A 25,831-nucleotide genomic window follows, 5' to 3' on the forward strand; every position below is an offset into this window, starting at 1 on the left:
CTATGGAGAAGCGAAACGCAGTACCCGAGGGGACAGGACATGGCTGACAACGAAACCTCCGAATATGTGCACGGCTCGATGGATATCCGCGAACAGCAGAAGACCTTCAGCGGCTTCCTGACCTTCGCCAGCTGGGTGGTGGTCCTGTCGCTTGGCGTTCTGGTCTTCATGGCATTGTCGAACGCCTGATGCTGCGCCGTATCCTGCTTGCCTTGGCGCTGCCGCTGCTTTTGGCGGCTTGCGGCGCCGATAACAAATGGGCCAGCGACGAGGCGGTGCGAACTGCGCGCTATACCTCGAACACGCAGCCCTCGATCTCACTCATGACGGTGATCGGCATTCCGCGCGGCGAGGGCGGGCATTCGGCGCTGCTGATCAATGGCAGCCAGACGGTCATCTTCGACCCGGCCGGCAGCTTTGAACATCCCCGCGCGCCGGAACGCCATGACGTGCTGTATGGCATCACGCCCGAGATGCGGAACGTCTATATCGACTATCACGCGCGCAATGTCGCGGGCGAAAACTACTATGTCGCCGTCGACACCGTTCCCGTCAGCCGCGAGGTTGCCGATGCCGCCATCCGCGCGGCCGAGGCGAACGGCCCCGCCAACAAGGCTTTCTGCGCCAATGCGACCACCGCAGTCCTGCGGCAGGTGCCGGGCTTTCAGGGTGCGCCGGGCGGCTTCAGCCCGATCCGAATGCGCAACTGGTTCCTGACCGTTCCGGGCGTGCAGTCGACGCGCTATGACGATGCCGATCCGCGTCTGGTCCACGGCGATCTGCTGCGGATGAAGGACGGCTCTGTCCGGGCTTACGACAGGTAGAAGCCGATCATCAGCGTGGCCGCCCCGGCAACGATGGCGGCCAGCGTATTGCGGGTGGCGTATCCGGCGATGACCGTGGCCGCCCCCGCCGCCAGCCGGACGGGATCGGTCTGGCCGTGCGTTGCAGCCGGCCAGACCACCAGCGGCGCCGCCAGGGCCGGCAGCACCGCGACGGCGGTATAGCGCAGCATCCGCAGGAACCATTCCGGCATTGGCCGGCTGCCGATCGCGCCCAGAAAGCTGTAGCGCAGCAGGAAGGTCCCCGCGCCGAGTGCGAGGATGGTAAACCAGATCTCGGCATTGCTATAGGTCATGCCCGGCCTCCGCTGCGGCGCACTTGCCAAACCTCGGTCGCGGATCCCGCCAGCATGGCCAGGATCGCCGCGATCATCGGGCCAACCCCCGCGGGCAGTCCGACCAGAAACAGCGATACAACGACCGCCACCGTGGCCGCCGCCATGTGGGGCAGGCTGCGCAGCGCCGGCGCGATCATCGCAAGGAAGGTAATCGGAACCGCGAAATCCAGCGGGATGCTGTCGGGAATGGCGCGCCCGACCGTCGCGCCCAGATAGGCGAAGGTCATCCACGCCCCGCACAGCACGAAGGCGGTGCCAAAGAAATACCCCAGCCTTTGCGGAATGCTGAGCTTGGGCGTGTTCTGGAAATAGTCGATGGACAGCGCATAGGTCTGATCGACCAGCGAATAAGCCACCGCGGCCCGCGCCGGCTGCGAGGCCGCGCCAAGCCACGGCACCAGCGATGCCGAATACATCGCCATCCGCAGGTTCACCGCCAACGAGGACAGGATCACCAGCCACAGCGGCGCATTGTCGGTCAGCAGCTGCACGGCGGTAAACTGCGACGCGCCGGCCAGCACCAGGATCGTAAAGCCCATGGTCTGCGCCAGATCGAAGCCGGCATTCGTGGCGACGACCCCGAACAGCATCCCGAAGGGGACCATCACCAGCAGGAAGGGCAGCGAATGGGTGGCGCCGTGGCGCATGCTTTGCAGGGGCGTTCGCGCCAGGGCACGGGCGCGCGAGGCCTCGATCGCGGCGGCCCGTCTGGACGGGGCGTTGGAAGCTTGGGTCATGGTGATGCGTATTTGCGAATTTCGCGCCCACCTTAGCCCCCATCGCTGCCGGTGCAAGCGTTGACAGGGGCTTAGTGATCACAGGGGGCAGGTTTTTCGCGCGTCCGCCCGGCGCTATTGGTCCTGCCCGAACAATCCGGCGGCGCGGGCCAGCAGCATGAAGGCGCGGGCAGAGCGTGTCTCGGCCAGCCACAGGATTTCATCGTCGCTGAGCTGCGGCATCAACTCGGTTATGTTGCGGTCGAACAGGCGCAAAAAGTGGTGAACGGCGTCGCGGAATACCTCGTCCGCGCGCATCGCGGCGGTTGCGGCTTCCAGCGCTGCGGGATCGCGGATGGCGCCGACATCGCCGACCGCCCGGCCGCGCTGCCCGTCGCCAAAGCGGCGCCAGGCGGCGGGATCGGTGGGATCCGGCTGAAGCTCGTCGGTGATGATGCCGCGCTCTGCCAGCAGGGTGACCACATCCTGGGCGCTGCGGATCAACCGGGCCTGATCTGGGTCGCGCAGCGCCTCGCGCAGGGCCGCGATGGCGGCGGTGTCGTCAGGCCCGTCCGGGAAGTTCAGCGCCAGAATCACCGTCTCGCCGGGCAGTTCCAGCGGCTCGGGCGCGTCGAGGCCAAGCGAGGTCTGGCGCGGATCGGTTGCAGCGGTGGGCTCGGTCCGGCGCGGGGCCGGCATCGTGCGCGGCGCGGCCGCGGGGCGCGGGGCGGCCGGGATCGGCGCGCGGCTGGCCGGGGTCGCGGGGGCGGGGGTGGTGTCGGCACCTGCGGAGCTCATGCGGCGTGGCGGCTCTGCCATCAGGCGCTCGCGGTCAAGCTGGGCGCGCAATGTGTCTGCCTCGGCCCGCAGGGTGTCGATGGCGCGGGCGATGCCGACCGCCATCCAGATCAATCCCAGCGGCATCAGCGCGGCCACGACCGAAATCCAGCGCGGTGCGCCCGCAGCCGTGCCACTGCTGGTCAGCCAGAAGACCAGCAGCATCACCAGCCACAGCGCCGTCAGCCCGGCGCCGATAACCAGCGCGCGATTACCGCGCCCGCCGTCGCCCGGGCCCGCAAACATCACGAGAAACGCACTGACAGGATTTCATAGCTTTTCACGCCGCCGGGGGTCTGCACCTCGACCACGTCGCCTTCTTCCTTGCCGATCAGCGACCGCGCCAGCGGAGAACGCATGTTCAGCAGGCCCTTTTCCAGGCTCGCCTCGTGTTCGCCGACGATCTGATAGGTCTTTTCCTCGTCGGTATCTTCGTCCAGCAGCTGCACCGTGGCGCCGAATTTTACCGCGCCGGAAAATTTGGACGGGTCGATCACCTCGGCGCGCGACAGCACGATTTCCAATTCCTTGATCCGGCCCTCGATGAAGCTCTGCTTTTCGCGGGCGGAGTGATATTCGGCATTTTCCGACAGGTCGCCATGGGCGCGCGCCTCGGCGATGGCGGCAATGATCGCTGGCCGCTCGGTGCCTTTCAGGTCGCGAAGTTCTGCGTCCAGCTGATCGAAGCCGCCGCGGGTCATGGGGATCTTTTCCATCGTCGTTCTGCCTTTGGTTGCCGCGGCCTGATCCGCGACGGGGTGTTGGGAAAAACCCCCGCCAAGCGAATGGCAGGGGTGCGCGATTCCGTTCTGGGTAGCGTTCCCCGATCCGCGCCCGCATTGCAAGTCATATGGGCGCGACTCGGCAAAGCACCGCGCAATTCTGCGAAATTGAACGGAAATCTTTCGGGTTGGGCGCTGAAATCCGGCCAATCGGACCGATTTGCACCAATTGGGGCAGATGCACCGCCGCGTAACGATTGCCCGCACCGGTTCAACCGGCTACCAAAACGGGGGCAATCTGCAAGCGGGAGGCAAGCCATGGCCGATACGGACAACAGCATTGAACGCGAGTCGATGGATTTCGACGTTGTCATCGTGGGTGGCGGCCCGGCTGGCCTGTCAGCGGCGATCCGGCTGAAGCAGATTGACGCGGATCTGAACGTGGTGGTGCTGGAAAAAGGGTCCGAGATCGGGGCGCATATCCTCTCGGGTGCGGTGCTGGATACCGCAGGATTGGATGCGCTGATCCCCGATTGGAAGGAAAAGGGCGCGCCGATCAGCCAGGAAGTCACCGCCGACAACTTCTATATGCTGGGCGAAGGCGGGCAGATGCGGGTGCCGAACTGGCCGATGCCGCCCCTGATGTCGAACCACGGCAAATACATCGTCAGCATGGGGAATGTGACCCGCTGGATGGCCGAACAGGCCGAAGGTATGGGCGTCGAGGTTTTCCCCGGCATGGCCTGTTCCGCGTTGGTGATGGATGGCGACCGCGTGGCTGGCGTCATCGCGGGCGAGATGGGTCTGAACGCCGACGGCACCCCCGGCCCGCAATATGAACCCGGCATGGAGTTGCGCGGCAAATACGTGCTGCTGGCCGAGGGCGTGCGCGGATCACTCTCGAAAGAAGTGATGGCGAAATACAACCTGTCGGACGGGCACGAGCCGCAGAAATTCGGCCTCGGCATGAAAGAGATCTGGGAGGTTGATCCGGCAAAGTTCAAGGCCGGCACGGTGACCCATACTATGGGCTGGCCACTGGGCAAGAATGCCGGCGGCGGTAGCTTCATCTATCACATGGAAAACAATCAGGTGCTGGTTGGCTTCGTCGTCCACCTGAACTATGCCAACCCCTATCTGTATCCGTATATGGAATTCCAGCGTTTCAAGCATCACCCGATGGTGGCGGAACTGCTGGAGGGCGGGAAACGCGTGGCCTACGGTGCCCGCGCCATCAGCGAAGGCGGCTGGCAGTCGATCCCGAAGCTGACCTTTCCGGGCGGCGCGCTGCTTGGCTGTTCGGCCGGGCTGGTGAACGTGCCGCGCATCAAGGGCAACCACAACGCCATGCTCTCGGGCATCGCCGCCGCCAATGCCGCCGCCGCAGCGATTGCCGAAGGCCGCGAAGGTGACGAGTTGGTGGCTTACGAGGACGATCTGCGCAGCGGTCCGATTGCGAAGGACCTGAAGCCGGTCCGCAACGTCAAGCCGATCTGGTCGAAGATGGGCCTGTGGGCCAGCCTCGCGCTTGGGGGCTTTGACATGTGGGTGGCGAGCCTGACCGGCTGGAACCCGCTGGGGACGTGGAAGCATGGCAAGACTGACGCGCAGGCGACCGGCAAGGCCAAGGATTTCAAGGAAATCAACTATCCGCGCCCGGATGGAAAACTGTCCTTCGACCGCCTGACCAATGTCAGTTTCAGCTTCACCAACCACGAGGAATCGCAGCCCTCGCATCTGAAGCTGAAGGATGCTGCGATCCCGATCGCGGTGAACCTGCCCGAATATGCCGAACCCGCGCAGCGTTACTGCCCGGCCGGCGTCTATGAGGTGATCGAGGGCGATAACGGTCCGCGCTTTCAGATCAACTTCCAGAACTGCGTCCACTGCAAGACCTGCGACATCAAGGATCCCAGCCAGAACATCGTCTGGACGACCCCGCAGGGCGGGGACGGGCCGAACTACCCGAACATGTGATCGGGGCTTTCCGCGCAGTTTCCGGGGCGCCGTTGCGTGTGCCGTGCGGCGCGGCTAGGGTCGTGCCGACACCGAAAAACCGGAACGCGCTGATGAAACTTCTGCACTCGCTGGTCCTTGCCGCCCTAATCGCCCTTCCCGCCGCATTTCCGGCCGGGGCACAGGACGATACGCCGCCGCCGCCCCGTCCCGAACGCGGCGCGGACGACGCCGAGGGGGGCAATACGCCGGACGGGGCAAGCGCGCCGTTGACCCGCGATCTGGCCGGTCCCTATCTGGCCGGTCGCGTCGCTGCCATCGACAGCAATTTCAACACTGCCGCCGAATATTACCTGCGGGCGCTGAAGCAGGATCCCTCGTCGCGGTTCATCGGGGACAGTGCGCTGGTATCGCTTCTCGCCTCGGGTCAGGTCGAGCGCGCGATCAAGCTGGCGGATGAGATGGCACAGCCCGATGCGCCCATCGCGCCCGCACAGATCGCCGGACTGGTTGCGCGCAGCCGACTGGCACAGCAGGAAGATTGGACCGGCCTGATCGCGCTGCTGGACGCATCGCGCAGCGCGGACGAGGGCTCAGAGCGGTTGTTCGACGGCATGTTGCGTGCCTGGGCGTTGCTGGGCGCGGGCAAAGCCGGCGAGGCCGACGCCACTTTCCTGGAATTGCGCAGGATTCGCGGCACCGAGGGGCTGGTCGAGTATCACCGCGCCCTGTCCAAGGCGCTGGTGGGCGATTATGAGGGCGCGGCCGATCTGCTGGAAACAGACAATCCGGACCAGAACCTGATGGGTGCGCTCGCCCGTGCGCAGGTGCTGGCCCAGCTGGACCGCCGGGACGAGGCGATCACGATGCTGGAACAACTTGCCGCGACGGGCGCCGGCGTCGACACGGCCGCCGATGAGCTGCTGGCGCGGCTGAAATCATCGGAACAGGTGCCCTTCGACTTCGTTACCGGCCCGCGTGACGGCATCGCGCAGGTCTTCCTGACCTTCGCCACACTGCTGGACAGCGATGTGGAACCAACGCCGCTGGGGCTGATCCATGCCCGCCTGGCCAGCTATATCGCGCCGGACATGACCGATGCGCGGCTGATGGTGGCGCAGATGCTGCAGGCCACCGGCCAGTTCGACGCCGCCGAAGCCGAATTCACCATACTGCGCGAAAAGGGCCAGATGCGCCCGCTGGCCGAGCTGGGCCGCATCGACACGCTGGCGCGTGCCGACCGCATCGCCGATGCCGAAAAGGCCGGCATCGCCCTGACCGAGGCCTATCCCGACATGGCCGAGGCCTGGATCGCGCTTGGCGATCTGCGGCGCCAGCAGGACAAATGGGCCGAGGCCGTTGACGCCTATGACAAGGCCATCGACCTGACCGATCCGGCCAATGAAGACATGATCTGGTTCCCGCTTTATGCCCGTGCCATCGCAGAGGAGCGCCGGGGCGACTTCGATGCTGCCGAAACCGACCTGCGGGCAGCGCTGAAGATCCGCCCGGACAATGCGCAGATGCTGAACTACCTCGGCTATTCCTATGTCGATCGCGGCCAGAATCTGGACGAGGCGCTGAGCCTGATCCAGCGCGCGGTCGAGCTTTCGCCGGATGACGGATATATCCTCGATTCGCTGGGCTGGGTGCTGTATCGGCTTGGCCGCTATTCCGAAGCGGTGGCGCCGCAGGAACGCGCCGTGCTGGAAATGAGCAATGACCCGCTGGTGAATGACCACCTCGGCGATATCTACTGGATGGTCGATCGCAAGCGCGAGGCCGAGATCCAGTGGAAACGCGCGCTCAGCTTCAAGCCTGAATCCGAAGAAGACGCCTACCGCATCCGCGCCAAGCTGGACCGGGGGCTGGATGCCGTGCTGGCCGAGGAAAAGGCCAATGGCGGCAAGCTGCCGCCGCCGCCGGAACCGGAACCCGACAGCGACGACCCCGAAGTCGTGCCGCCGGCCGAATGACCCCCGCCGAATGACCATCGCCGAGGCCGCGCCCGCCAAACTGAACCTTGCGTTGCATGTCACCGGGCAGCGCGCCGACGGCTATCACCTGCTGGATTCGCTGGTGGTCTTTGCGGCGGCGGGTGATCTGGTCAGGCTGGATCCCGGCCCGCTGTCGCTGCGGATAGACGGCCAGTTTGGCGCCGGGCTGTCGGTCGAGGAAAACCTGTGCCTCGATGCCGCCCGGCTGGCGGGGGCCGAGGCCGCAATCACCCTGACCAAGAACCTGCCGGTGGCCTCTGGCATCGGGGGCGGCTCGGCCGATGCGGCGGCGGTTCTGCGCGGGCTGGCCCGGCGCGGCACCCCGCTGCCTGACCGGCCCGAGCGGCTGGGCGCGGATGTGCCGGTCTGCGTCGTTTCGGAACCGCGCCGGATGCGCGGGGTGGGCGAGGTTCTGGACCCCGTGCCCGCGCTGCCGGATCTGCATCTGGTGCTGATCAATCCGGGCGTCGGCATCTCGACCCCGCAGATCTTCAAGGCATTGGACCGGAAGGACAATCCGCCACTGCCGCCGCTGCCGGACAGCTTTGACCTTGGCGCTCTGGTCGACTATTTGCAGCTTTGCCGCAACGATTTGCAGGCCCCCGCTGTCGCGCTGTGCCCTCAGATCGGCGACGTGCTGACCGCCTTGCAGGACGAAGGCGCACTTCTGGCGCGGATGTCGGGATCGGGCGCGACCTGTTTCGGGATATTCCCCGATGCCGCAACGGCCGGGCTGGCGGCATATCGCATCGGGACGGGTCCGGTGGATTGGTGGATCACCGCGACGGGGCTGGCTGCACCGCCAGCGCCGTTTTAGGATAGCATTGCAGGAGGTGCCGACATGCTGAGACTTGGCGTCAATATCGACCACGTGGCCACGATCCGCAACGCACGCGGCACGCCCTGGCCCGACCCGCTGCGCGCCGCGAAGCTGGTCGAGGAAACGGGCGCCGACGGCATCACGGCCCATCTGCGCGAGGATCGCCGCCACATCACCGATGCCGATATCGACGCGCTGATGGACACGCTGCGTCTGCCACTGAACCTTGAAATGGCGGCGACGGCAGAGATGCAGACCATCGCCCTGCGTCACAAGCCCCATGCCATCTGCCTGGTCCCCGAAAAGCGCGAGGAGCGCACGACCGAAGGCGGGCTGGACGTGGTCGGCAATGACAACGCGCTTGCCCATTACATCGCGCCGCTGCGCGATGCGGGCTGCCGGGTGTCCATGTTCATCGGTCACCAGCCCGAACAGATCCGCGCCTCGGCTCGGATCGGGGCTGCGGTGGTGGAAATCCATACCGGCGCCTACTGCGATTACGACACCGAGGGGCGCATCGCCGAACGCGACGCCGAACTGGCCGCAATCCGCGAAGGCGCGGCGCTGGCGGCAAGTCTGGGGCTGGAGGTTCACGCAGGACACGGCCTGACCTTCGACAATGTCGGCCCCATCGCCGCGATCCCAGAAATCGCCGAGCTGAATATCGGCCATTTCCTGATTGCCGAATCCGTCTTCATTGGACTGCCTGCGGCGATCCGTGAAATGCGCCGCCTGATGGACGAGGCCCGCGCATGATCCGCTATGCCCTGCCGCTGCTGTTTCTGGCCGCGCCTGCGCTGGCGCAATCCGTCGGCGATTGCGGCCATCTGGCCGCCGCGGCCTACATCGCCGAGCCGTGGGGGCAGAACACGGCCACATTCGCGAATGGCGATGTCCGGGTCGCACTGATCGACACGATGGAACCTGCCGCTGCTGCCGTGCACCTGCTGGTCCTGTCGCCGCCCCGCGACGAGATCGGCGAACGGCAATGCAGGTTCGTTTCGCTTTCGCGATCCGAGGGCGGCGGCCCGATCGGCTTCTTCGACATCGATTTCGCCGCGCATGAAGCGGCATATGATCCCGCGCAAGGGCTGGTGCTGACCATGCCGATGGCGGTCTATGTCCCCGAAACCGGCGGCGGCGAACCGGCTGAGCTGACGGTGACAATCAACCAATCCACCGGCGAAATCAGGGCCGAGGTGGCGGGCTCGTGATTCTCGGCATCGGCACCGATCTGGCCAATATCGACCGTATTCAGGGCGTTCTGGAACGGCATGGCGACCGCTTTCGCAACCGTGTCTTCACCTCTGTCGAACTGGCCAAGGCCGCGCGGCGCAAGGACGAGGCCGGGACGCTGGCCAAGCGTTGGGCCGCGAAAGAGGCCTGTTCAAAGGCGCTTGGCACCGGGCTGGCCATGGGGATCAGCTGGAAGGACATGGCGGTGTCGAACCTGCGCACCGGCCAGCCCGTCATGCAGCTGACCGGCTGGGCGGCCGAACGGCTGGCCGAAATGACGCCCGCCGGCCATCAGGCCACCGTCCACGTCACCCTGACCGACGACCACCCGTGGGCGCAGGCTTTCGTGGTGATCGAGGCGCTGCCGGTCGGCGATCCGGCCTAGCGCGGCGCGCCCTCTGCGAGGGTCGGCATTCGAATGGCCTGCAGCCGGGCGCGAAGCTCACCTGCCTTTGCGCCGGTCGGGTCCGTCATCGCGGCGGTGATGGCCGTATGGTCCATCGCATCGACAAGCTGCTTCGCGGCCTCTGCCTGCGCGGGTGTGTCGACAAACAGGACGGGCGCCGATTGCATGGCTGCCGTCATCAGCTGCATCCGGCGGGACAGATCGTCTGCGACCTCTGGCGACAGGGCCGCCAGCAACCGGTCGCGCATCTGATACAGGCAGACAGAGTGATTTCCCGCCTCGCACAGCGTCGTCAGATCGCCCGGCAGCAACTCAGCCAGCTTGGTTTTCGGCTGCGCGCGCAGGAATTCGTCGCATGCCCCCATCGCGCCCAGGCCGCACAGGTCGTGCAGATCGCTTTGACGGTCGGCGGGGGCCGTTTCGGCGGGCAGTGCGGCCAGGCAGCTATCGGGATTGCCGGCGGCGCAGGCCAGCTCGGCGAATTGCAGGGCTTTTCCGGGGTCGGGGCTTAGCAGCCTGCAACTGTGAGAGCTGCGGTGCCCGTACCGACTTTGCGTTTCGCAACGGCCCATGACACCCTGCCTGTAAGACTGCGCAAGCTCCATGCAGGCATCGGCATCGCCGTCATCGCGGCACTGCGAAATCATCGGCCGTATATGCGCGATCCGATAGGATAGGGCGCTTAGGGAATCCCAGAAGACCCCAAGGCCGATACCGGACGCGGCCAGCACCAGAATGACAAAGATCGCTGTCTTTCGTTGGTCAGTATTCCCGTCCGAGAAACGCCGCGGAGCCCACACCGCGGCCAGCCAGACCCAGCCAATGATGGCGGCAAAAAGCAGGACTGAAAGAAAGATTTCCATAACGATAATCTCTTGCCTTCCCGAGCCATGGCGCAGGAATAAAAGGATTTCTCAGCCTTATTCCGGCCGCAGGGCGGTTTCGTTATGCAGCGCGCGGCGACGGTTGCGGGCGGACTGGATCAGCGTCACGGAATAGATCGCCAGCGCCGCCCAGATCATCGGGAATGCGATGCGCTTGGCGCCCTCGAAAGGTTCGCCGAACAGCCAGACGGCGATCAGGAAGACCATGGTGGGGGTGATGTATTGCAGGATCCCGATGGTCGACAGCCGCAGCAGCTTGGCGCCATTGGCATAGAACATCAGCGGGATCGCCGTGACCGGGCCGCAACCGATCAGCAGCAGCGTGTCGCGCCAATCCTTGCCGAAATGGCTTTGGCCCTGGCTGTGCAGCCAGACCAGATAGGCGACGGCCGGCAGGGTCAGCAGCATCACCTCCAGCGTGAAGCCCTGGTTCGGACCCAGCGGCAGGCTGCGCTTGAAAAAGGCGTAAAAGCCCCATGACAGGGTCAGGCCCACGGCCACGGCGGGCAGGCGGCCGGCCTCGAACGTCAGGATCACCACCGCCGCCGCAGCGATTGCGATGGCCACCCATTGCATCCGGCTTAGCCGTTCGCCCAGCAAAAGCGCGGCCAGACAGACCGAAAACAGCGGGTTGATGTAATATCCCAATGCCGCTTCCAGCGCGTGGCCGTTGGCGATGGACCAGACATAGATCAGCCAGTTCACGCTGATCAGCGCCGCCGTCAGCGCCGCCATGGCCAGCAGGCGCGGGCGGGCGATGGCGGCGCGGATGTCGCTGGTGCGGCGTTGATACAGCAGCACCCCGGCGGCGATCGGCAGCGACCAGATGACCCGGTGGGCGATGACCTCGGATGGCGGGATATGCGCCATCGCCTTCATGTAAAGCGGCAGCATCCCCCAGAGCAGATATGCGCCCAAGGCAAAGGCATAGCCTTTTGGCGAATCAGTGGCTTGCGGCTGCTGTGACATGGCCGCGACACTAGCGTGCGCCCCCGGCGAAGGGCAGGGGGAATCGACAGCCCGGCTGACCTGCCTTGCCCGCGCGTCCCGGTTCGATCTCGGCAGGTTTTCACCGACCCCAGTGCGGGGGACGGAACCATTTGAACCCGCTGTGGTCTGGCCGCGTTAGGTCGGTGATTCCCTTGGATCACAGAGGTATATCCATGTTGAAGACGTCCATTCTGACCCTGTCGCTTGCATTTGTTGGCACCGCGGCCCTCGCCCAGACGGCGACGCCCGATCCCGATGCGGCGGCTGCCGCAGCACAGAACCAGCTGGGCATCCTGGAATATTGCCAGGCCGAAGGGCATATCGAGGGCAGCGCCGTCGAGATTCAGACCAAGATGATCGAGATGGTTCCGGCGGCCGAGAATCAGGAAACCGTCGATGCCGCCTATGCCAAGGGCAAGGAAGGCACCGTCAGCGCGATGGGGGTCGAACAGACCCTTGCCGACGCCGCCACCGCCCAGAGCACCGATGTGAAGGCACTGTGCGGGCAGCTCGCCTCGTTGGTGGAGCAAGCCGCAGCCCAGATGCCGAAATAAGACTGCGCAACCGGTCTGAGAACCGCCGGGGCCATCAGGCTCCGGCGGTTTTTCGTCGCTGGGTCCGGGGCGTGACTTTGTGCAACCCGCCCGGTGTCAGCCAGCCGCGGGAGTCGACGCCGCGATCACCGAATATTGCTGCCGCAGCGCATCCTTGTTTTCCTGAATCATCCCAGGGATCAGGAAGATGTCCACGAGGCACCAGATCCCGACCGCCGCCAGCGCAAGCAGGCCGATCCCGATCACGACGGTCAACCAGCCGAGGATGAACAGAACCAGCATGGTGATCGCTGTGCCAGTCTTGCCCAAGTAGAAGCGGTGGGCCCCAAAGCCACCCAGGAAAATCAGAAGAAGATAGGCGACCAGCGGCGATTTCGCGTCATTGGTGATCCGCTGTTCGACAAGCATCTGTTGTTGGGTGGTCAGGTTCATTCAATAGGCTCCAATACACACATAAGCAGAAGCTTACGCGCACAAAGCTTGCGAAACCGTTAACGCAGAACGGGCCGATGACGAAAGCAGCCGCAGCATTCGGCGCCTCACTTCACGATCTTTCAACATGACCCAGCACCCCATCCTCGGATAGGGTGCGACAAAATGCGCAGGGGAGGAAACGCGGTGGGTAACGATACGGCCCGAATCAATCTTGTCGGCTATTTCACGACTTTCATGGTGACGCTTGGCTTGTTGGCGTTGGTCAATTCGCGGCAGCCCGCGGGTGCAATGCCGGCGACTGGCACCTATCTGTTGCCGCTGCTGGTCATTGTCTGCCTGCTGTTTCTTGCGCTGACGGCGGTGGTGCTGTCGCGCCATGTCCTGCCGGGCGGGCGCCGGTGGAACAGTGCGCAAACCGAAGAAACCCTGCTGATGAATGGGATGCTGGTTGCCTGCGGCATGGGTGCGCTGGCTCTGGCGGGTTACGGGCTGGCGGCATTCGGGCTGACCGGCGCCGCGCTGTGGGTGGTCAAAAGCTGGGCGCTGATCTATGCGCTGTGCTTTGCGGCACTGGCCTATTACAGCCGCCCGGCGCGGCGCGGGGGCTTTATGGCGGTCGCGGCGGTGTTCCTGACCTTCGCGATTTTCGGGATGCTGTTCTAGGCGCCCGCCTTTTCCTTTCCGGTCGATCCGTGCATCCTGCCCGAAAATCAGAAGGGGCAGATCACCATGACCAAGCCGCCGAAATCCAAAGGCAGAAAGACCAAGGCCAAGCCCGAGAAACCCGAGCCAGCACCCGCCCCGCGCGCGATCATGTCCCCGGTTCCCGCCATTGCCGAGGATCTGTGGCCGCAGGAGGACGCGGCCGATCAGGCCACGCTGCGCGCCGCCGAGGAGGTGTTCAACCACCTTCTGGCCCGCGTGAAAGAGTTTCAGGCCAGCCTGCCCGAGCATCACGAATTGGGCATTCAGCTTGCCAATTTCGGCGGCGAGCGTGCGGTTCATGTGCGCGGCATGGGCTTTCGCAACCCGAATATCATCGAATTCTATGGGCTGCTGGAGGGGCTGACGCAGGTTGCGGTGGTGCAGCATGTCTCGCAGTTGAATTTCATGCTGGTGGCGGTGCCGCCCGCACCGGAACAGCCGCCCTATCGGATCGGCTTCGGGGCCGATATCTAGCGCCGCCAGCCCCCCGCCGCATAGGACGCCGCGACCAGCAGCAGGACCAAAAGCACCGTTGCGGCCATGACGCCGACATCCCATGGCGGGCCGATCACCAGCCCCGCCAGGCCGATTACCAGCCATAATCCGCCGATCAGCAGCAGGGCCTTGTTCGACCGGTCAGACCACAGCCACAGCGCGCCTGCACCGCCGCACATGGCGATTGCGGTCAGAATCACGACGATTGCTTCCTGGTCTTCTGCGGGCATCGGCCTCATCCTTGGGCGGCACACTCGACAATCTGGCTTTCCTCTGCATAGCTTAACAAAAATGTGAGGGACAGAGATGGAAAGCATCCATAACTTCGTCAGCTGGCTGAACGGCATCGTCTGGGGCGTGCCGATGATCGTGCTGATCCTTGGCACCGGGCTTTACCTGCAGATCCGGCTGGGATTTTTGCCGATCCGCAAGATCGGCTATGGCTTCCGCATGATCGCCAAAAGCCGCAAGCCCGATGAGATGGCAGAGGGTGAGATCACGCCCTTCGCGGCACTGATGACGGCGCTTTCGGCGACCATCGGCACCGGCAACATTGCCGGTGTGGCAACGGCGATTGCGCTTGGCGGTCCCGGTGCGGTCTTCTGGATGTGGATGACCGCTTTTGTCGGCATGGCCACCAAATATGCCGAGGTCGTCGTGGCGGTGCATTACCGCCAGAAGGACGAGCAGGGCGAAATGTCCGGCGGTCCGATGTATGCGATCAGGAACGGGCTGGGCCCGCGTTGGGGCTGGCTGGCCGCGGCCTTTGCCATTTTCGGCGGGCTGGCCGGGTTCGGCATCGGCAATATGGTGCAGTCGAACTCTATCGCCGAGGCCATGCAGACGGCCTTTGGCGTGCCCAACTGGGTGATCGGGCTGGTGCTGGCGGTGCTGACCGGCGCGGTCGTGCTGGGCGGCATTCGCCGCATCGGGGCAGTGGCAGAACGGCTGGTCCCGACCATGGCCATCATCTATGTCGTCGCGGTTCTGGTGGTGCTGATCCTGAACGCCTCGGCAGTGCCGGGGGCCTTCATGACGATCCTGACCTCGGCCTTTTCGCCGACCTCGGCCGTTGGCGGCTTTGCCGGCGCGGCGGTGATGGCGGGCATTCGCTATGGCGTGGCCCGCGGCATCTTCTCGAACGAGGCGGGTCTGGGCACCGCCGGCATCGCGCAGGCGGCAGGCGCCACCCGCGATCCGGTCTATTCCGGCATGATCGGGATGATGGGCACCTTCATCGACACCATCGTCATCTGCACCATGACGGCGCTGGCGATCATGGTCACCGGGGTCTGGACCTCGGGCGAATCCGGGGCGGCGCTGTCGGCTGCGGCCTTTGAAACGGCGCTTCCGGGCATGGGCGAGGAATTGCTGGCCCTGTTGCTGTCGGTCTTTGCCTTCACCACCATCCTCGGCTGGGCCTTCTATGGCGAGAAATGCTGGGAGTTCCTGTTCGGCAGCAAGGTCGAGACGCCGTTCCGCCTGCTCTGGACCATCGCGGTCTTTGTGGGCACGGTGGTCAGCCTCGATTTCGCCTGGCTGGTGGCGGATACGCTGAACGCGCTGATGGCGATCCCGAACCTGATTTCGCTGATCGTGCTGACGCCGGTGGTGCTGATGCTGACCCGCGAATATCTGGACAAGCATCGCAACGACTAAGCTTTTCGGTCCTCGCAGGGCTTGACGCCCCGGCATTCGTTGGATTGAAGAACCACAAACCCCTCACCCGCCCCGCAAGGGCGGGTGCTGACATGAAGGTGTGCCATGAAATTCACCCTGTCCTGGCTGAAGGACCATCTGGAGACCGACGCATCGGTCGCCGAGATCACCGAAGCGCTGACCGATCTGGGTCTGGAGGTCGAGGAAATCGTCGACCCCGCCGCCAAGCTGGGCGGTTTCACGCTGGCACGCGTCACCCATGCCGAGCCTCATCCCGATGCCGACCGGTTGCGGGTGCTGAAGGTCGACACGGATGAGGGCGAAAAGCAGATCGTCTGCGGTGCGCCCAATGCACGGACGGGGATCATCGGCGTGCTGGCCAAGCCGGGCGATTATGTTCCGGGGATCGACACCACCCTTGGCGTCGGCAAGATCCGCGGCATCGAAAGCCACGGCATGATGGCATCTGAACGCGAGCTGGAGCTGTCGGACGAACATAACGGCATCATCGAGTTGCCCTCGGGGCAGGTCGGGCAGCGCTTCGTCGACTGGCTGGCGGAAAACGCGCCCGACAAGATCGACCCGATGATCCACATCAAGATCACCCCAAACCGCCCCGACGCGCTTGGCGTGCGCGGCATCGCCCGCGATCTGGCGGCGCGCGGTCTGGGCACGCTGAAGCCCCTGCGCGAGGCAAAGGTCGAAGGCAGCTTCGAAAGCCCGATCAAGGTCACCATCGACGCTGAAGTGGCCGATAAGGTGCCCTTCTTCTCGGGTCGTGTGGTGCGCGGGCTCAAGAATGGCCCATCGCCGGATTGGCTGCAAAAGCGACTGCGCGCGATCGGGCTGCGTCCGATCAATGCCCTCGTCGATATCACCAACTTCTTCACCTATGACCTGAACCGTGCGCTGCACGTCTTCGATGCGGCCAAGGTCACCGGCGATCTGAACCTGCGTGCGGCGCGTGCGGGCGAAACCATCGTGGCACTGGATGACAAGACCTATACGCTGCCCGAGGGCGCGGTTGTGATCACAGACGCCAAGGCCATCGAATCCATCGGCGGCGTGATGGGCGGCGCGGCCTCGGGTGCGTCAGATGACACCACCGATGTGTTCATCGAGGCCGCCTTCTTCGACCCCATCGCGGTTGCCACGACGGGAAGGGCGCTGAAGATCAATTCAGATGCGCGTTACCGGTTCGAACGCGGCATCGACCCTGAATTCACCGTGCCAGGGCTGGAACTGGCGACGCAGATGGTGCTGGACCTGTGCGGTGGCGAGGCTTCGGACATCGTGACTGCGGGCGAGGTGCCAGACCATGCACGCGCCTACCGGCTGGACACGCAGCGCGTCGTTAGCCTCGTGGGCATGGAGATCGACGCCGACATGCAGCGCAATACGCTGGAAAACCTGGGCTTCCGCATGGAAGGCGACATGGCACATGTGCCCAGCTGGCGCCCCGATGTGCAGGGCGAGGCTGATCTGATCGAGGAAATCGCACGCATCGCCTCGCTGACCCAGCTGGTCGGCAAGCCCTTGCCGCGTCCGCGCGCGGGCGTTCCGCAGCCGGTGCTGACGCCCTTGCAGCGCCGCGAAAGCGCGGCGCGGCGGCTGGCGGCCTCGCTGGGGTATAATGAATGCGTGACCTACAGCTTCATCGACCAGCAGGCGGCGGAACTGTTCGGCGGCGGGACCGATGCGGTGCGGATCGAAAACCCGATCAGCAGCGAGATGACCCACCTGCGCCCCGACCTGCTGCCCGGCCTGCTGGCGGCGGCGGCGCGCAATCAGGCGCGCGGCTTTGCCGATCTGGCGCTGTTCGAATGCGGCCCGGTCTTTTCAGGTGGCGAACCGGGCGAGCAGGCCCTGCGCCTGACCGGGTTGCTGGTCGGTGCGAACGCGGCGCGCGACCCTTATGGCTCGCGTCGTCCGGTCGATATTTATGACGCCAAGGCCGATGCCGAGGCGATCCTTGCCGCCATCGGCGCGCCCGCCAGGGTGCAGATCGACCGCAAGCTGGACGGCTGGTGGCATCCGGGCCGCGCGGGCAATATCCAGTTGGGCCCGAACCGGCTGGCGACATTTGGCGAGGTGCATCCCAAGGTGCTGCGGGCGCTGGACGTGAAGGGGCCGGCCGTGGCCTTCACCATTCACATCCCGAACGTGCCGCTGCCCAAGGCCAGCGTGACCACGCGTTCGGCGCTGAATGCATCGAGCCTGCAACCGGTCGAGCGTGACTTCGCCTTTGTCGTCGACAAGGGGGTCGAGGCGCTGACGCTGGTGAATGCCGCTGCCGGTGCCGACAAGGCGCTGATCGACAGCGTGCGCGTCTTCGACCAGTTCACCGGCGACAAGGCCGAGGCGCAGATGGGCGCGGGCAAGAAATCCGTGGCCATCACCGCCCGCCTGCAACCGCGCGACAAGACTCTGACCGATGCCGAGATCGAGGCGGTCAGCGCGAAGATTGTTGAAAAGGTTGCGAAGGCAACCGGCGGCGTCTTGCGCAGCTAGGCCAAGCCTGATGACAACACGAACGCCCCGCGAGCCGCTCGCGGGGCGTTTTCAGTTATGCGGGCGATGCAGGCTCAGGCGGGGGTCGGTGTTCAGCAGGTCCTCGACCCATGCGGCCTCGGCGCTGAAATCATGGGGAACCTGCTCGGCCGAGCGGCTGCCGGTCAGCGATTGCGAGGCGAAGAAGTCGAAGCCGTACAGATCCAGCCGGGCCAGATCCGATCGCAGCAGCAGCTCGATCAGCATTGCCCCGGTGGTCGGCTGCGCGCCAAGTTGGTCCTTCAGCGCCTCATAGTCATCCAAGGGATGCAGGTAAAAGCCCTTGGAGCGCGCGCTGAGGTAATCCAGCCGTTTGCGCTTGTGCGACATCCAAAGGATCCGCCCCGGTTCGATCCGCGCCCGATCCCGGCCGGGCAGGCGCACGGCCAGTCCCAGCCAATCGGTCCGCGCCCCATGGCTTTCGACATAGGGCATCGGCGCGAGGTTGACGCGGACAACCACGTCATGGGCGTCGATGTCCTGCCCGTGCCGCGAATTGGTCAGCGCGCGCGCATTGCCGACAAGCGCCACGGTCTTGCCCGCCAGCGTCGCCAGCAGATCCGGCTGCGGGACGGAAAGGGTCGCCAGCAAATCCTCGTCCCGCATCAGCCGCGCGGTGATAAAGCGCATGGGCGTCATGCCAACAGCCCCCGATACACCTCGACGATGGCGCGGGCCTCATCCTCGATCGCGTGATTGGCGACGACATGGGCGCGGGCGGCGGGGCCGGCAGCCTCGCGCGCGGGGGCGTCGTCCAGCCAGTGGCGCAAGGCTTCGGTCAGGGCGTCCAGATCGTCGGGCGGGACCAGCGAGCCGGTCTGGCCCTCGCGGATCAGGGTTTCATAGGCCCCGACACGGGTGGCGACGACGGGAACGCCGCAGGCCATGGCTTCCAGCGGGGTCAGGCCAAAGCCCTCCCACCGGGCGGGGGCGGCAAACAGGTCCATGGCCTGATAATGGCGCACGACATCCTCCCAAGGCAATTCGCCCAGAAAGCGGATGCGGTCGGGCAGCCCGGCAGCGGCGATTTCGGCCCTCAATTCATCGGTGAATTGCTGGTTGTCCGAGGTGATGCGCCCGGTAAAGACCATCTGCGCCCTGGGCCGTTCCGCGAACAGGCGCAGCGCCGCGCGGACCAGCAGGTCGACGCCCTTCTGCGCCCGCACCCGGCCAAAGCAGCCGATCAGCACCGCATCGGGATCAAGGCCAAGGCTTTCGCGCAGGGCGCGCTTGTCCTCTGCCGGGTGGAAGACCTGCGTATCGACACCATGCAGGATCACCTTTGCCGGGCGTTCCAGATAGCTTGCGGCCTGGGGCGAGGTGGCGATCAGCGCGTCCTGCTGGCGGATCAGCCATTTGGTGAAGCCGGTATGGTGTCGCTGCGCGGCCGAGGTAAACAGCAGCTTGTAGCGCCGCCCCAGCACCCGGCGATAGATCAGCCCCAGGGCCATTTCAGTGTTGCGCCGCGCGTGCCAGACCCGCCAGCGGTCGCGTGGCAGGGTGGCGGCGGTGGACAGCGGGATATGGGGCAATTCGTCCGGCAGGCCCGGCCCGGTGGTCACGATGCCGATCATCCGCGCCTGCACCGGGATCAGCCGCACGACGGTTGCGGTCACGCCGGACAGGCGCTTTTTCAGATTGGGTGCAACCACCTCGATCTGGCGGGGGTCAGTCACGCGGGGCCTCCGGCGTCAGGAAATACAATGCCAAGCCTAGCGCAAGTGGCAGGGTGAAGAACAGGAACAAGGTCGAATAGGCCTGCGCCGCATCGCCATGCGCCGACGCCCATTGATAGACCGGGCGAGATCCGAATTGCAGCATGCCGGTGCCCCCGATCGAGAACATGTTGAGGAACGTCACCCCGCGCCCGACCAGATGCGGCGGCAGGAAGGCGCGTCCATGGGCGATCAGCAGCACATAGGAGGCACCCGAGAACCCCACCAGCGCCAGCAGCGTGACCGACAGCGTAAGGCTGCTGGCCGTAAACAGCCAAAGCCCCCCAATCACCACCACGGTGCCCGCAGTGCCGATCAGGATGGTCCGGCGCACAGACCCGACCAGCCGCACAGCCGGTCCGGCAAGGAAATTCCCCGCGATCATTGCCAGCCCCATCAGCAGCGCTGCATGGCCGATCATCTCGCCCGAGGCGTGGTAGACCTCCTCCAGATAGGGGCCTGCCCACAGTCCGCGAATGGCGGCGGATGCCGCGTAATTGACCGAAAACAGCGGCAGGATGAACCACAAGGCCCGCAGCCGCAGGATGTCCGAAAGCCGCCCGGCGGGGTGGCTGGCATCCAGCCGCTCCGGGTCGCGAACGACCAGGTATTCGGCCACGGCCACGCCCAGCGTCACCGCCACCATCGACCACATCGCCGCGCGCCAACCCACGGCGTCGGCATAGGCTTCCAGCGGCGAGGCGCTGAGGATATTGCCAAGCGCGCCGACCGCCACGAATGTGCCGGCAAGTGTGCCGAATTCGCGCAGGCTGAAATTGCGCGCGAAAATGTAATAGGCCGCCATCAGCGCCGGCGAACAGCCGATCCCGATCAGCGCCATCGCGACATGCAGATGCCAGGGTGCGCTGGCACAGGCAAAGACCGCCGCCCCCGCCGCCGCGACCAGCATCAGCCCCGACGCAGTGCGGCGCGGGCCGTAGCGGTCCAGCCAGCTGCCCACCGCAACCTGCATGCCCGCGAAGGCGAAGAACCACACACCTGACGAGATCGCCAGATCGCCCGGCCCGGCGCCGATATCCTCGCGCAGGACGGGGCTGAGCACCGCCATGAAGGCGCGATAGAACTGGCTGAGCGTATAGCCCAGCACCAGCACCCATATCCCCGCCGAGAAGCGCCGCATCAGACCCGAACGAACTTTCCTTCTCCGCCGTCATATTGGAACAGCGTGCCGTCGCCGATATCGTGGATCAACCCGTGCAGGGTCATCTGGCTGGATTCCACGGCCTCGCGTACGAAGGGGAAGCCCATCAGGTTTTCCAGCGACACCATGACCGCCTCGCGTTCCAGCGCCGGGACCTGTTCGTCCTCGGGCAGGGTGTTCACGCGGTCATAGCCGGGGCGCAGAATGTCCATCCAGCGGCCGACAAAGCTGGATTCGTCTTCCAGATCCGGCGCGTGGCCTGAACACATCGCATGGCAGCCGGCAACGCCGCCGCATTTCGTGTGGCCCATGACGATCAGATGCGCGACTTTCAGCGCCTTGACTGCGTATTCCACCGCAGCCGAGGTGCCGTGCTGCAGCCCGTCAGGCGAATAGGGCGGGACGAGGTTGGCAATGTTGCGGTGAATGAAGAACTCGCCCGTATCGGCCCCGAAAATCGAGGTCACATGCACACGTGAATCGCAGCAGGAAATAACCATCGCCCGCGGCCGCTGCCCGTCCTCGGCCAGCCGGTGATACCAGGCGCGATTTTCCGCAAAGGTCGTCGCACGCCAGCCATTATAGCGGCTGACAAGGTAATGCGGCAGGGGCTTGGCGTTGTGCATGGATTGTCCTTTCATCGCGCGCCCCCACAGATAGGCCGGGATTGTCTTCAATTCGAGCGATTTTTCCAAGGCAGGGTAAGGAAATCATAACCCCACACTGCCATCTTGCCCCGACGTGTGGGGACACGAGTGTGTGGAGTGAGAGTAATGAGCAAGATTGCGCCACTTGGTGTGACCGAGCCAATTCGCGTCGATGCGGGGCGCATTCAGAACATCGTGACCGAACTGGGCGGTAGCGCGGCCGAAGGGGTCATTCAGCTGGCGCTGGAACAGATGGCCAGTCTGGTCGAGGGGGTTCTGGAAAGCGCCCGGCAGGGCGATGATGCGGCCGTGGTGTCGCAGGCCGAACGGCTGTCGCGGTTGGCGTGGCAGGTCGGGCTGGTCTCATTGGCGGGGGTGGCGATCGACGTGGCCGATTGCGCCCGCAGACACGAGGCAGTGGCGCTGACGGCCACGCTGGCACGCGCGGTGCGGGTTGCGAACCGCTCGCTTACGGAAATCTGGGACGAGGTGTCGGGGCTCTAGTTGCGGTTGGGGTGCCGCAGTGACATGCTTGCGCCGATCCAAGGATTTGAGGCCGAAATGACACCTGAATTTGCCGCTCCGAACGCCGCTGCCCGACCGCTCTGGCTGGTGCAGGGGGCGCTGCCCGATGGGCTGGACCCGGCGGCGCGTGCTTGGGCAAAGGCCAACGGCTTCGCGGGCAAGCCCGGACAGGTCTGCCTGCTGCCGGGCGCGGATGGGGTGATTGCGGGGGCCTTGGTCGGGGTCGAAGCGGCGGCCGCGCGGCCCTCTCGCGAGCGGTTTGCTTTGGCGAAGGCGGCCTCGGCGCTGCCGGAAGGGGCGTGGCAGGTTGTGGACTGGCCCGAAGGCGTCGACCGGGCCGAGGCCGCGCTTGGTTGGCTGCTGGCGCAATACGCCTTTGGCCGCTATCGCAAGGCCGAAGGCGCGAAAGCCCGGCTGGTCGCGCCCGAGGGCGTGGATACCGCGCGCCTGTTGGCCATGGCCGAGGCCGAGTTTCTGACTCGCGACCTGATCAATACGCCCGCGAATGACATGGGCCCCGACGCGCTGGAAGCCGCCGCGCGTGATATGGCCACCAGGCACGGTTTCGCGGTCAACGTGATCGCGGGCGAGGATCTGTTGGCGCAGAACTTCCCGCTGATTCATGCGGTTGGCCGGGCCGGCGCACAGGCCCCGCGCCTGATCGAACTGACGCGCGGCACCGCTGGCCCGCAGCTTGCTCTGGTCGGTAAAGGGGTGTGCTTCGACACCGGCGGGCTGGACATCAAGCCCGCCGCCGGCATGGGGTTGATGAAGAAGGACATGGGCGGTGCTGCCACCGTGCTGGGGCTGGCGCAGATGCTGGCCGCGACCGGGGCGGCTGATGGCATTCGCCTGCGGGTGCTGATCCCAGCGGTCGAAAATTCCATCTCCGCCAATGCCTTTCGGCCCGGCGATATCCTGACCAGCCGCAAGGGCCTGACGGTCGAGATCAACAATACCGATGCCGAAGGCCGGCTGGTGCTGGCCGATGCGCTGGCGCTGGCGGCAGAGGATCGGCCCGACTGGCTGGTTTCCATGGCGACGCTGACGGGGGCGGCGCGGGTAGCGCTCGGCCCCGATGTGCCGCCCTTCTACTGCGATGACGACGCCGCAGCGGCGGCGATTTCGGAAGCCAGCCGGGCGAATTGGGACCCGCTGTGGCGGATGCCATTCTGGGAGCCATATGAGGAGATGATCGAGCCCGGCATCGCCGATCTGGACAACGCGCCCTCGGGCGGTATGGCGGGGTCGATCACGGCGGCGCTGTTCTTGCGCCGCTTTGCCGAAGGGGCGGGGCGATACGCGCATTTCGACATTTACGGCTGGCAGCCGAAGCCAGCGCCCGGTCGCACCAAGGGCGGCGTCCAGCAGGGCGCGCGGGCGCTGCTGGGGGCGCTGCCGGGGCTGCTGAAATGACCGACCGGCGCCTGACCCCGGCCAATGACCGGATTGCGCTGTCGTCTCTGCGCGGGACTCTGGAGCGCCCGGACTATACCGATGGCGCCCCGGCGCGCGTGGGTGCATCGCTGGCAGAACTGCTGGCCCGCCCCGACGGCGCGCGCGACCGGCAGTTGAATTTCGGCGCTGATGTGACGGTGATTGACCGCCGTGACGGCTGGGCCTTCGTGCAGACCACGCGCGACGGCTATGTCGGCTGGGTGGCTGAAGGTGACCTGACGGTCGAAATGCCAGCCATCACCCATCGCGTTAGCGCGCCCGCCACGCATCTTTACCCGGAACCGAACATGAAGCTACGCGAGATCGGCTGGCTGTCGCTGAATGCGCGGCTGTCGGTGGTCGAGACGCGTGACGGTTTCGCCCGGCTTGCGACGGGCGGCTGGGTTCCGGTGCAGGCGATCTCGGACCGTTTTGCCGATGATCCGGTCGCGGTGGCGGAAGCGCTGCTGGGGACGCCCTATCTGTGGGGCGGCAATTCGCGCGGCGGGATCGACTGTTCGGGGATGGTGCAGGCGGCGCTGTTTGCCTGCGGCATCGCCTGCCCGGGCGATGCTGATCTGCAAGAGGCCGCGTTTGCCCCGGTCGATGACATGCAGCGCGGCGATCTGCTGTTCTGGCCGGGCCATGTTGCGATGGCCTGCGGCGACGGCCGCATGATCCATGCGACCGCGTGGCAGATGCGGGTCATCCACGAGGATATCGCCAGCGCGATTGCCCGCATCGATGCGGCCGGGTACGGCCCGTTCCGGGGCGCACGGCGGCCGCCAGCGCTGCCGATCAGCCTGTAAAAGCCGGGTGATAGGCGACCTCGCCCATGGGCGCGGGGCCGTCCCAGCTAAGCGCCATGAAATATTCCGCCTGCACGTCCGGATAGGTCAGGCCGGGCGCGACCGCAAAGCCGAAGCGCGTGTAATAGCCGGGATCGCCCAGCACCACGCAGCCCTTGCGGCTGGATTTCAGGCGCGAGATCCCATCGCGGATCAGCGCCGATCCGATACCGCCGGCCTGAAGCCCGGGCGAGACCGAGACCGGGCCAAGCCCGACCCAACCCCGGTCCTTGCCGTCGATGGTGACATCGGAAAAGGCGACGTGACCGATGATTTCCCCGTCGCGTTCCGCCACCAGCGACAGCAGCAGCGCGCCCGCGTCGCGCAGGCGCGCGACAATCTGCGCCTCGGTTCCGTCGCTGTGTTCGGCGCCGGCAAAGGCTGCCGTGGTCAGGGCAGAGATGGCGGCAGCGTCCGCGGGCGTCTCGGGCCGGATCAGCGGGGCGGGCATCAGGCGGGACCCTGAACGAATACGCGGTCGGGCTGGACCTCGCCCGACAGATAGCGGCCAATGCACAGCGCCCGGCCCTGATGGCTGACCCAGACCTGTTCGCCGAATTCGGCCGTGCCCAGCACCTGGCCGGGATTGCCGTTCAGGATGCGCACCGCGCCCTGATCGGTGGCGCGCATCTCGGTCAGGTCGCTCAGCGCGGATTGGATGGGCAGCAGCCGCGATTCGAGTTCGGCCTGATTGGCACGGTCGACTAGGTCGAAGGGGGTGGCTGCGTCGACCTCGAACGGGCCGGACCAGACGCGGCGCAGGCTTTGGACATGGCCAAGGCAGCCAAGCGTCCGGCCAAGGTCGCGGGCGATGCTGCGGACGTAACCGCCCTTGCCGCAGACCATGTGCAGGTCGGCCTGATCGTCGCGGGCATCCAGCAGGGTCAGTTCGTCGACGTAAAGCGGGCGGGCGGCGAGTTCGACCGCCTCGCCTTCGCGGGCGAGGTCATAGGCGCGTTCGCCATCGACCTTCACGGCGGAGAAGGCTGGCGGGACTTGCATGATGTCGCCGATGAAGGCGGGCAGGGCGGCGCGGATCGCGTCCGCTGACGGGCGCGCATCGGATCGGTCGGTCACCTCGCCCGACGCGTCATCGGTCGCCGTTTCCGCACCCCAGTTGACGGTGAAATCATAGGCTTTCAGCGCCTCGGTCAGCAGCGGCACGGTTTTTGTCGCCTCGCCCAGAGCCACCGCCAGCACCCCGGTCGCGTCAGGGTCCAGCGTGCCGGCATGGCCCGCCTTTTTCGCATCCAGCGCCCAACGCACGCGCCCGACAACATCGGTCGAACCAACGCCCGCAGGCTTGTCGACGATCAGCCAGCCGGAAATCTCGCGGCCCTTCTTGCGTGCCATGG

General features: G+C 65.7%; 30 protein-coding genes. 16 read left to right on the top strand and 14 right to left on the bottom strand.

Going from position 1 to position 25,831, the window contains the following annotated elements:
• The first annotated feature begins 39 nt into the window (after positions 1–39).
• Positions 40–189 (top strand): aa3-type cytochrome c oxidase subunit IV, encoded by a 150-nt coding sequence (locus tag G7044_RS10810; RefSeq protein WP_166328767.1) that lies wholly within the window; start codon positions 40–42, stop codon positions 187–189.
• Entirely contained in the window at positions 189–824 is a 636-nt protein-coding gene (locus tag G7044_RS10815) for a hypothetical protein (protein WP_166328769.1), read from the top strand. Before G7044_RS10810 ends, G7044_RS10815 begins: the two co-directional genes overlap by 1 nt.
• Here the strand turns inward: G7044_RS10815 and G7044_RS10820 are convergent.
• The 4 genes from G7044_RS10820 to greA all read right to left on the bottom strand — a co-directional run bounded on the left by G7044_RS10820 (position 812) and on the right by greA (position 3,449).
• Entirely contained in the window at positions 812–1,138 is a 327-nt protein-coding gene (locus tag G7044_RS10820) for an AzlD domain-containing protein (RefSeq protein WP_166328771.1), read from the bottom strand. The genes G7044_RS10815 and G7044_RS10820 overlap by 13 nt on opposite strands.
• The gene (locus tag G7044_RS10825) at positions 1,135–1,917 is read right to left on the bottom strand and encodes an AzlC family ABC transporter permease (protein WP_166328773.1); all 783 of its coding nucleotides are present in this window, start codon (positions 1,915–1,917) and stop codon (positions 1,135–1,137) included. Before G7044_RS10825 ends, G7044_RS10820 begins: the two co-directional genes overlap by 4 nt.
• Before the next feature lie 114 nt (positions 1,918–2,031).
• Positions 2,032–2,979, bottom strand: a complete 948-nt coding sequence (locus tag G7044_RS10830) for a hypothetical protein (protein WP_166329077.1) — start codon at positions 2,977–2,979, stop codon at positions 2,032–2,034.
• Positions 2,979–3,449 carry a transcription elongation factor GreA gene (gene greA, locus G7044_RS10835; RefSeq protein WP_166328775.1) on the bottom strand — a complete coding sequence of 157 codons (471 nt, stop codon included), beginning with the start codon at positions 3,447–3,449 and terminating at the stop codon, positions 2,979–2,981. The genes G7044_RS10830 and greA overlap by 1 nt, the downstream gene beginning before the upstream one ends.
• 324 nt (positions 3,450–3,773) lie before the next feature.
• Here greA and G7044_RS10840 point away from each other — a divergent pair, with 324 nt between their 5' ends.
• From G7044_RS10840 to acpS, 6 genes are all read left to right on the top strand, one after another.
• Complete coding sequence (locus tag G7044_RS10840) at positions 3,774–5,432, top strand: electron transfer flavoprotein-ubiquinone oxidoreductase (RefSeq protein WP_166328777.1); 1,659 nt, start codon at positions 3,774–3,776, stop codon at positions 5,430–5,432.
• 92 nt (positions 5,433–5,524) lie between these two features.
• Positions 5,525–7,387 (top strand): tetratricopeptide repeat protein, encoded by a 1,863-nt coding sequence (locus G7044_RS10845; protein WP_166328779.1) that lies wholly within the window; start codon positions 5,525–5,527, stop codon positions 7,385–7,387.
• 10 nt (positions 7,388–7,397) lie between these two features.
• The gene (locus tag G7044_RS10850) at positions 7,398–8,225 is read left to right on the top strand and encodes a 4-(cytidine 5'-diphospho)-2-C-methyl-D-erythritol kinase (RefSeq protein ID WP_166328781.1); all 828 of its coding nucleotides are present in this window, start codon (positions 7,398–7,400) and stop codon (positions 8,223–8,225) included.
• A 24-nt stretch (positions 8,226–8,249) separates the two neighbouring features.
• Positions 8,250–8,984 carry a pyridoxine 5'-phosphate synthase gene (locus G7044_RS10855; RefSeq protein WP_166328783.1) on the top strand — a complete coding sequence of 245 codons (735 nt, stop codon included), beginning with the start codon at positions 8,250–8,252 and terminating at the stop codon, positions 8,982–8,984.
• Positions 8,981–9,442, top strand: a complete 462-nt coding sequence (locus G7044_RS10860) for a hypothetical protein (protein WP_166328785.1) — start codon at positions 8,981–8,983, stop codon at positions 9,440–9,442. The genes G7044_RS10855 and G7044_RS10860 overlap by 4 nt, the downstream gene beginning before the upstream one ends.
• Positions 9,439–9,849, top strand: coding sequence for a holo-ACP synthase (acpS, locus tag G7044_RS10865; protein ID WP_166328787.1), 411 nt, complete (start codon positions 9,439–9,441; stop codon positions 9,847–9,849). The genes G7044_RS10860 and acpS overlap by 4 nt, the downstream gene beginning before the upstream one ends.
• On the opposite strand, the gene G7044_RS10870 is transcribed toward acpS, so the two are convergent.
• Both G7044_RS10870 and rarD read right to left on the bottom strand, forming a co-directional pair.
• On the bottom strand, positions 9,846–10,733 hold the full coding sequence (locus tag G7044_RS10870; protein ID WP_166328789.1) for a hypothetical protein: 888 nt from the start codon (positions 10,731–10,733) through the stop codon (positions 9,846–9,848). The genes acpS and G7044_RS10870 overlap by 4 nt on opposite strands.
• 57 nt (positions 10,734–10,790) lie before the next feature.
• Positions 10,791–11,723 carry an EamA family transporter RarD gene (gene rarD / locus G7044_RS10875; protein ID WP_166328791.1) on the bottom strand — a complete coding sequence of 311 codons (933 nt, stop codon included), beginning with the start codon at positions 11,721–11,723 and terminating at the stop codon, positions 10,791–10,793.
• Positions 11,724–11,917: 194 nt separating this feature from the next.
• Here rarD and G7044_RS10880 point away from each other — a divergent pair, with 194 nt between their 5' ends.
• The gene (locus tag G7044_RS10880) at positions 11,918–12,298 is read left to right on the top strand and encodes a pore-forming ESAT-6 family protein (protein ID WP_166328793.1); all 381 of its coding nucleotides are present in this window, start codon (positions 11,918–11,920) and stop codon (positions 12,296–12,298) included.
• A 96-nt stretch (positions 12,299–12,394) separates the two neighbouring features.
• Here G7044_RS10880 and G7044_RS10885 read toward each other — a convergent pair whose 3' ends face one another.
• Positions 12,395–12,730, bottom strand: a complete 336-nt coding sequence (locus G7044_RS10885) for a TM2 domain-containing protein (RefSeq protein ID WP_166328795.1) — start codon at positions 12,728–12,730, stop codon at positions 12,395–12,397.
• Positions 12,731–12,916: 186 nt separating this feature from the next.
• Here G7044_RS10885 and G7044_RS10890 point away from each other — a divergent pair, with 186 nt between their 5' ends.
• Entirely contained in the window at positions 12,917–13,396 is a 480-nt protein-coding gene (locus G7044_RS10890; RefSeq protein ID WP_166328797.1) for a hypothetical protein, read from the top strand.
• A gap of 66 nt (positions 13,397–13,462) precedes the next feature.
• Positions 13,463–13,912 carry a DUF6173 family protein gene (locus tag G7044_RS10895; protein ID WP_166328799.1) on the top strand — a complete coding sequence of 150 codons (450 nt, stop codon included), beginning with the start codon at positions 13,463–13,465 and terminating at the stop codon, positions 13,910–13,912.
• Here G7044_RS10895 and G7044_RS10900 read toward each other — a convergent pair.
• Positions 13,909–14,163 carry a hypothetical protein gene (locus tag G7044_RS10900; protein ID WP_166328801.1) on the bottom strand — a complete coding sequence of 85 codons (255 nt, stop codon included), beginning with the start codon at positions 14,161–14,163 and terminating at the stop codon, positions 13,909–13,911. The genes G7044_RS10895 and G7044_RS10900 overlap by 4 nt on opposite strands.
• 76 nt (positions 14,164–14,239) lie before the next feature.
• Here G7044_RS10900 and G7044_RS10905 point away from each other — a divergent pair, with 76 nt between their 5' ends.
• Complete coding sequence (locus G7044_RS10905) at positions 14,240–15,592, top strand: alanine/glycine:cation symporter family protein (protein ID WP_166328803.1); 1,353 nt, start codon at positions 14,240–14,242, stop codon at positions 15,590–15,592.
• Between the two features lie 105 nt (positions 15,593–15,697).
• The gene (gene pheT / locus G7044_RS10910; RefSeq protein WP_166328805.1) at positions 15,698–18,103 is read left to right on the top strand and encodes a phenylalanine--tRNA ligase subunit beta; all 2,406 of its coding nucleotides are present in this window, start codon (positions 15,698–15,700) and stop codon (positions 18,101–18,103) included.
• Positions 18,104–18,154: 51 nt separating this feature from the next.
• On the opposite strand, the gene G7044_RS10915 is transcribed toward pheT, so the two are convergent.
• From G7044_RS10915 to G7044_RS10930, 4 genes are read right to left on the bottom strand one after another with little or no spacing between them, the layout of a single operon-like run.
• Entirely contained in the window at positions 18,155–18,772 is a 618-nt protein-coding gene (locus tag G7044_RS10915; protein WP_407947399.1) for a glycosyltransferase family 29 protein, read from the bottom strand.
• A 5-nt stretch (positions 18,773–18,777) separates the two neighbouring features.
• The gene (locus G7044_RS10920) at positions 18,778–19,818 is read right to left on the bottom strand and encodes a glycosyltransferase family 4 protein (protein WP_166328809.1); all 1,041 of its coding nucleotides are present in this window, start codon (positions 19,816–19,818) and stop codon (positions 18,778–18,780) included.
• Positions 19,811–20,998, bottom strand: a complete 1,188-nt coding sequence (locus G7044_RS10925; RefSeq protein ID WP_166328811.1) for an MFS transporter — start codon at positions 20,996–20,998, stop codon at positions 19,811–19,813. The genes G7044_RS10920 and G7044_RS10925 overlap by 8 nt, the downstream gene beginning before the upstream one ends.
• Entirely contained in the window at positions 20,998–21,645 is a 648-nt protein-coding gene (locus tag G7044_RS10930; RefSeq protein ID WP_166328813.1) for a carbonic anhydrase, read from the bottom strand. Before G7044_RS10930 ends, G7044_RS10925 begins: the two co-directional genes overlap by 1 nt.
• A 147-nt stretch (positions 21,646–21,792) precedes the next feature.
• Between G7044_RS10930 and G7044_RS10935 the strand changes: the two genes are divergently transcribed.
• The 3 genes from G7044_RS10935 to G7044_RS10945 are packed head-to-tail and all read left to right on the top strand — an operon-like array spanning position 21,793 to position 24,437.
• Positions 21,793–22,170: a hypothetical protein gene (locus G7044_RS10935; RefSeq protein WP_166328815.1), complete on the top strand. Its 378-nt coding sequence runs from the start codon at positions 21,793–21,795 to the stop codon at positions 22,168–22,170.
• Between the two features lie 57 nt (positions 22,171–22,227).
• Entirely contained in the window at positions 22,228–23,607 is a 1,380-nt protein-coding gene (locus G7044_RS10940; protein ID WP_166328817.1) for a leucyl aminopeptidase family protein, read from the top strand.
• Positions 23,604–24,437: a C40 family peptidase gene (locus G7044_RS10945; protein ID WP_166328819.1), complete on the top strand. Its 834-nt coding sequence runs from the start codon at positions 23,604–23,606 to the stop codon at positions 24,435–24,437. The genes G7044_RS10940 and G7044_RS10945 overlap by 4 nt, the downstream gene beginning before the upstream one ends.
• Here the strand turns inward: G7044_RS10945 and G7044_RS10950 are convergent.
• Complete coding sequence (locus G7044_RS10950; protein WP_166328821.1) at positions 24,427–24,927, bottom strand: GNAT family N-acetyltransferase; 501 nt, start codon at positions 24,925–24,927, stop codon at positions 24,427–24,429. The two genes, G7044_RS10945 and G7044_RS10950, sit on opposite strands and share 11 nt — an antisense overlap.
• Positions 24,927–25,829, bottom strand: coding sequence for a tRNA pseudouridine(55) synthase TruB (gene truB, locus G7044_RS10955; RefSeq protein ID WP_166328823.1), 903 nt, complete (start codon positions 25,827–25,829; stop codon positions 24,927–24,929). Before truB ends, G7044_RS10950 begins: the two co-directional genes overlap by 1 nt.
• Positions 25,830–25,831: the final 2 nt, after the last annotated feature.

This window comes from Paracoccus xiamenensis (assembly GCF_011308835.1).
GTDB lineage: Bacteria > Pseudomonadota > Alphaproteobacteria > Rhodobacterales > Rhodobacteraceae > Paracoccus > Paracoccus xiamenensis.

Bases quoted from the DNA above. Each gene is read 5' to 3' on its own strand.
- G7044_RS10810 (WP_166328767.1), top strand. From the start codon at position 40: ATGGCTGACAACGAAACCTCCGAATATGTGCACGGCTCGATGGATATC.
- G7044_RS10815 (WP_166328769.1), top strand. From the start codon at position 189: ATGCTGCGCCGTATCCTGCTTGCCTTGGCGCTGCCGCTGCTTTTGGCG.
- G7044_RS10820 (WP_166328771.1), bottom strand. From the start codon at position 1,138: ATGACCTATAGCAATGCCGAGATCTGGTTTACCATCCTCGCACTCGGC.
- G7044_RS10825 (WP_166328773.1), bottom strand. From the start codon at position 1,917: ATGACCCAAGCTTCCAACGCCCCGTCCAGACGGGCCGCCGCGATCGAG.
- G7044_RS10830 (WP_166329077.1), bottom strand. From the start codon at position 2,979: ATGTTTGCGGGCCCGGGCGACGGCGGGCGCGGTAATCGCGCGCTGGTT.
- greA (WP_166328775.1), bottom strand. From the start codon at position 3,449: ATGGAAAAGATCCCCATGACCCGCGGCGGCTTCGATCAGCTGGACGCA.
- G7044_RS10840 (WP_166328777.1), top strand. From the start codon at position 3,774: ATGGCCGATACGGACAACAGCATTGAACGCGAGTCGATGGATTTCGAC.
- G7044_RS10845 (WP_166328779.1), top strand. From the start codon at position 5,525: ATGAAACTTCTGCACTCGCTGGTCCTTGCCGCCCTAATCGCCCTTCCC.
- G7044_RS10850 (WP_166328781.1), top strand. From the start codon at position 7,398: ATGACCATCGCCGAGGCCGCGCCCGCCAAACTGAACCTTGCGTTGCAT.
- G7044_RS10855 (WP_166328783.1), top strand. From the start codon at position 8,250: ATGCTGAGACTTGGCGTCAATATCGACCACGTGGCCACGATCCGCAAC.
- G7044_RS10860 (WP_166328785.1), top strand. From the start codon at position 8,981: ATGATCCGCTATGCCCTGCCGCTGCTGTTTCTGGCCGCGCCTGCGCTG.
- G7044_RS10870 (WP_166328789.1), bottom strand. From the start codon at position 10,733: ATGGAAATCTTTCTTTCAGTCCTGCTTTTTGCCGCCATCATTGGCTGG.
- rarD (WP_166328791.1), bottom strand. From the start codon at position 11,723: ATGTCACAGCAGCCGCAAGCCACTGATTCGCCAAAAGGCTATGCCTTT.
- G7044_RS10880 (WP_166328793.1), top strand. From the start codon at position 11,918: ATGTTGAAGACGTCCATTCTGACCCTGTCGCTTGCATTTGTTGGCACC.
- G7044_RS10885 (WP_166328795.1), bottom strand. From the start codon at position 12,730: ATGAACCTGACCACCCAACAACAGATGCTTGTCGAACAGCGGATCACC.
- G7044_RS10895 (WP_166328799.1), top strand. From the start codon at position 13,463: ATGACCAAGCCGCCGAAATCCAAAGGCAGAAAGACCAAGGCCAAGCCC.
- G7044_RS10900 (WP_166328801.1), bottom strand. From the start codon at position 14,163: ATGCCCGCAGAAGACCAGGAAGCAATCGTCGTGATTCTGACCGCAATC.
- G7044_RS10905 (WP_166328803.1), top strand. From the start codon at position 14,240: ATGGAAAGCATCCATAACTTCGTCAGCTGGCTGAACGGCATCGTCTGG.
- pheT (WP_166328805.1), top strand. From the start codon at position 15,698: ATGAAATTCACCCTGTCCTGGCTGAAGGACCATCTGGAGACCGACGCA.
- G7044_RS10915 (WP_407947399.1), bottom strand. From the start codon at position 18,772: ATGCGCTTTATCACCGCGCGGCTGATGCGGGACGAGGATTTGCTGGCG.
- G7044_RS10925 (WP_166328811.1), bottom strand. From the start codon at position 20,998: ATGCGGCGCTTCTCGGCGGGGATATGGGTGCTGGTGCTGGGCTATACG.
- G7044_RS10930 (WP_166328813.1), bottom strand. From the start codon at position 21,645: ATGCACAACGCCAAGCCCCTGCCGCATTACCTTGTCAGCCGCTATAAT.
- G7044_RS10935 (WP_166328815.1), top strand. From the start codon at position 21,793: ATGAGCAAGATTGCGCCACTTGGTGTGACCGAGCCAATTCGCGTCGAT.
- G7044_RS10940 (WP_166328817.1), top strand. From the start codon at position 22,228: ATGACACCTGAATTTGCCGCTCCGAACGCCGCTGCCCGACCGCTCTGG.
- G7044_RS10945 (WP_166328819.1), top strand. From the start codon at position 23,604: ATGACCGACCGGCGCCTGACCCCGGCCAATGACCGGATTGCGCTGTCG.
- G7044_RS10950 (WP_166328821.1), bottom strand. From the start codon at position 24,927: ATGCCCGCCCCGCTGATCCGGCCCGAGACGCCCGCGGACGCTGCCGCC.
- truB (WP_166328823.1), bottom strand. From the start codon at position 25,829: ATGGCACGCAAGAAGGGCCGCGAGATTTCCGGCTGGCTGATCGTCGAC.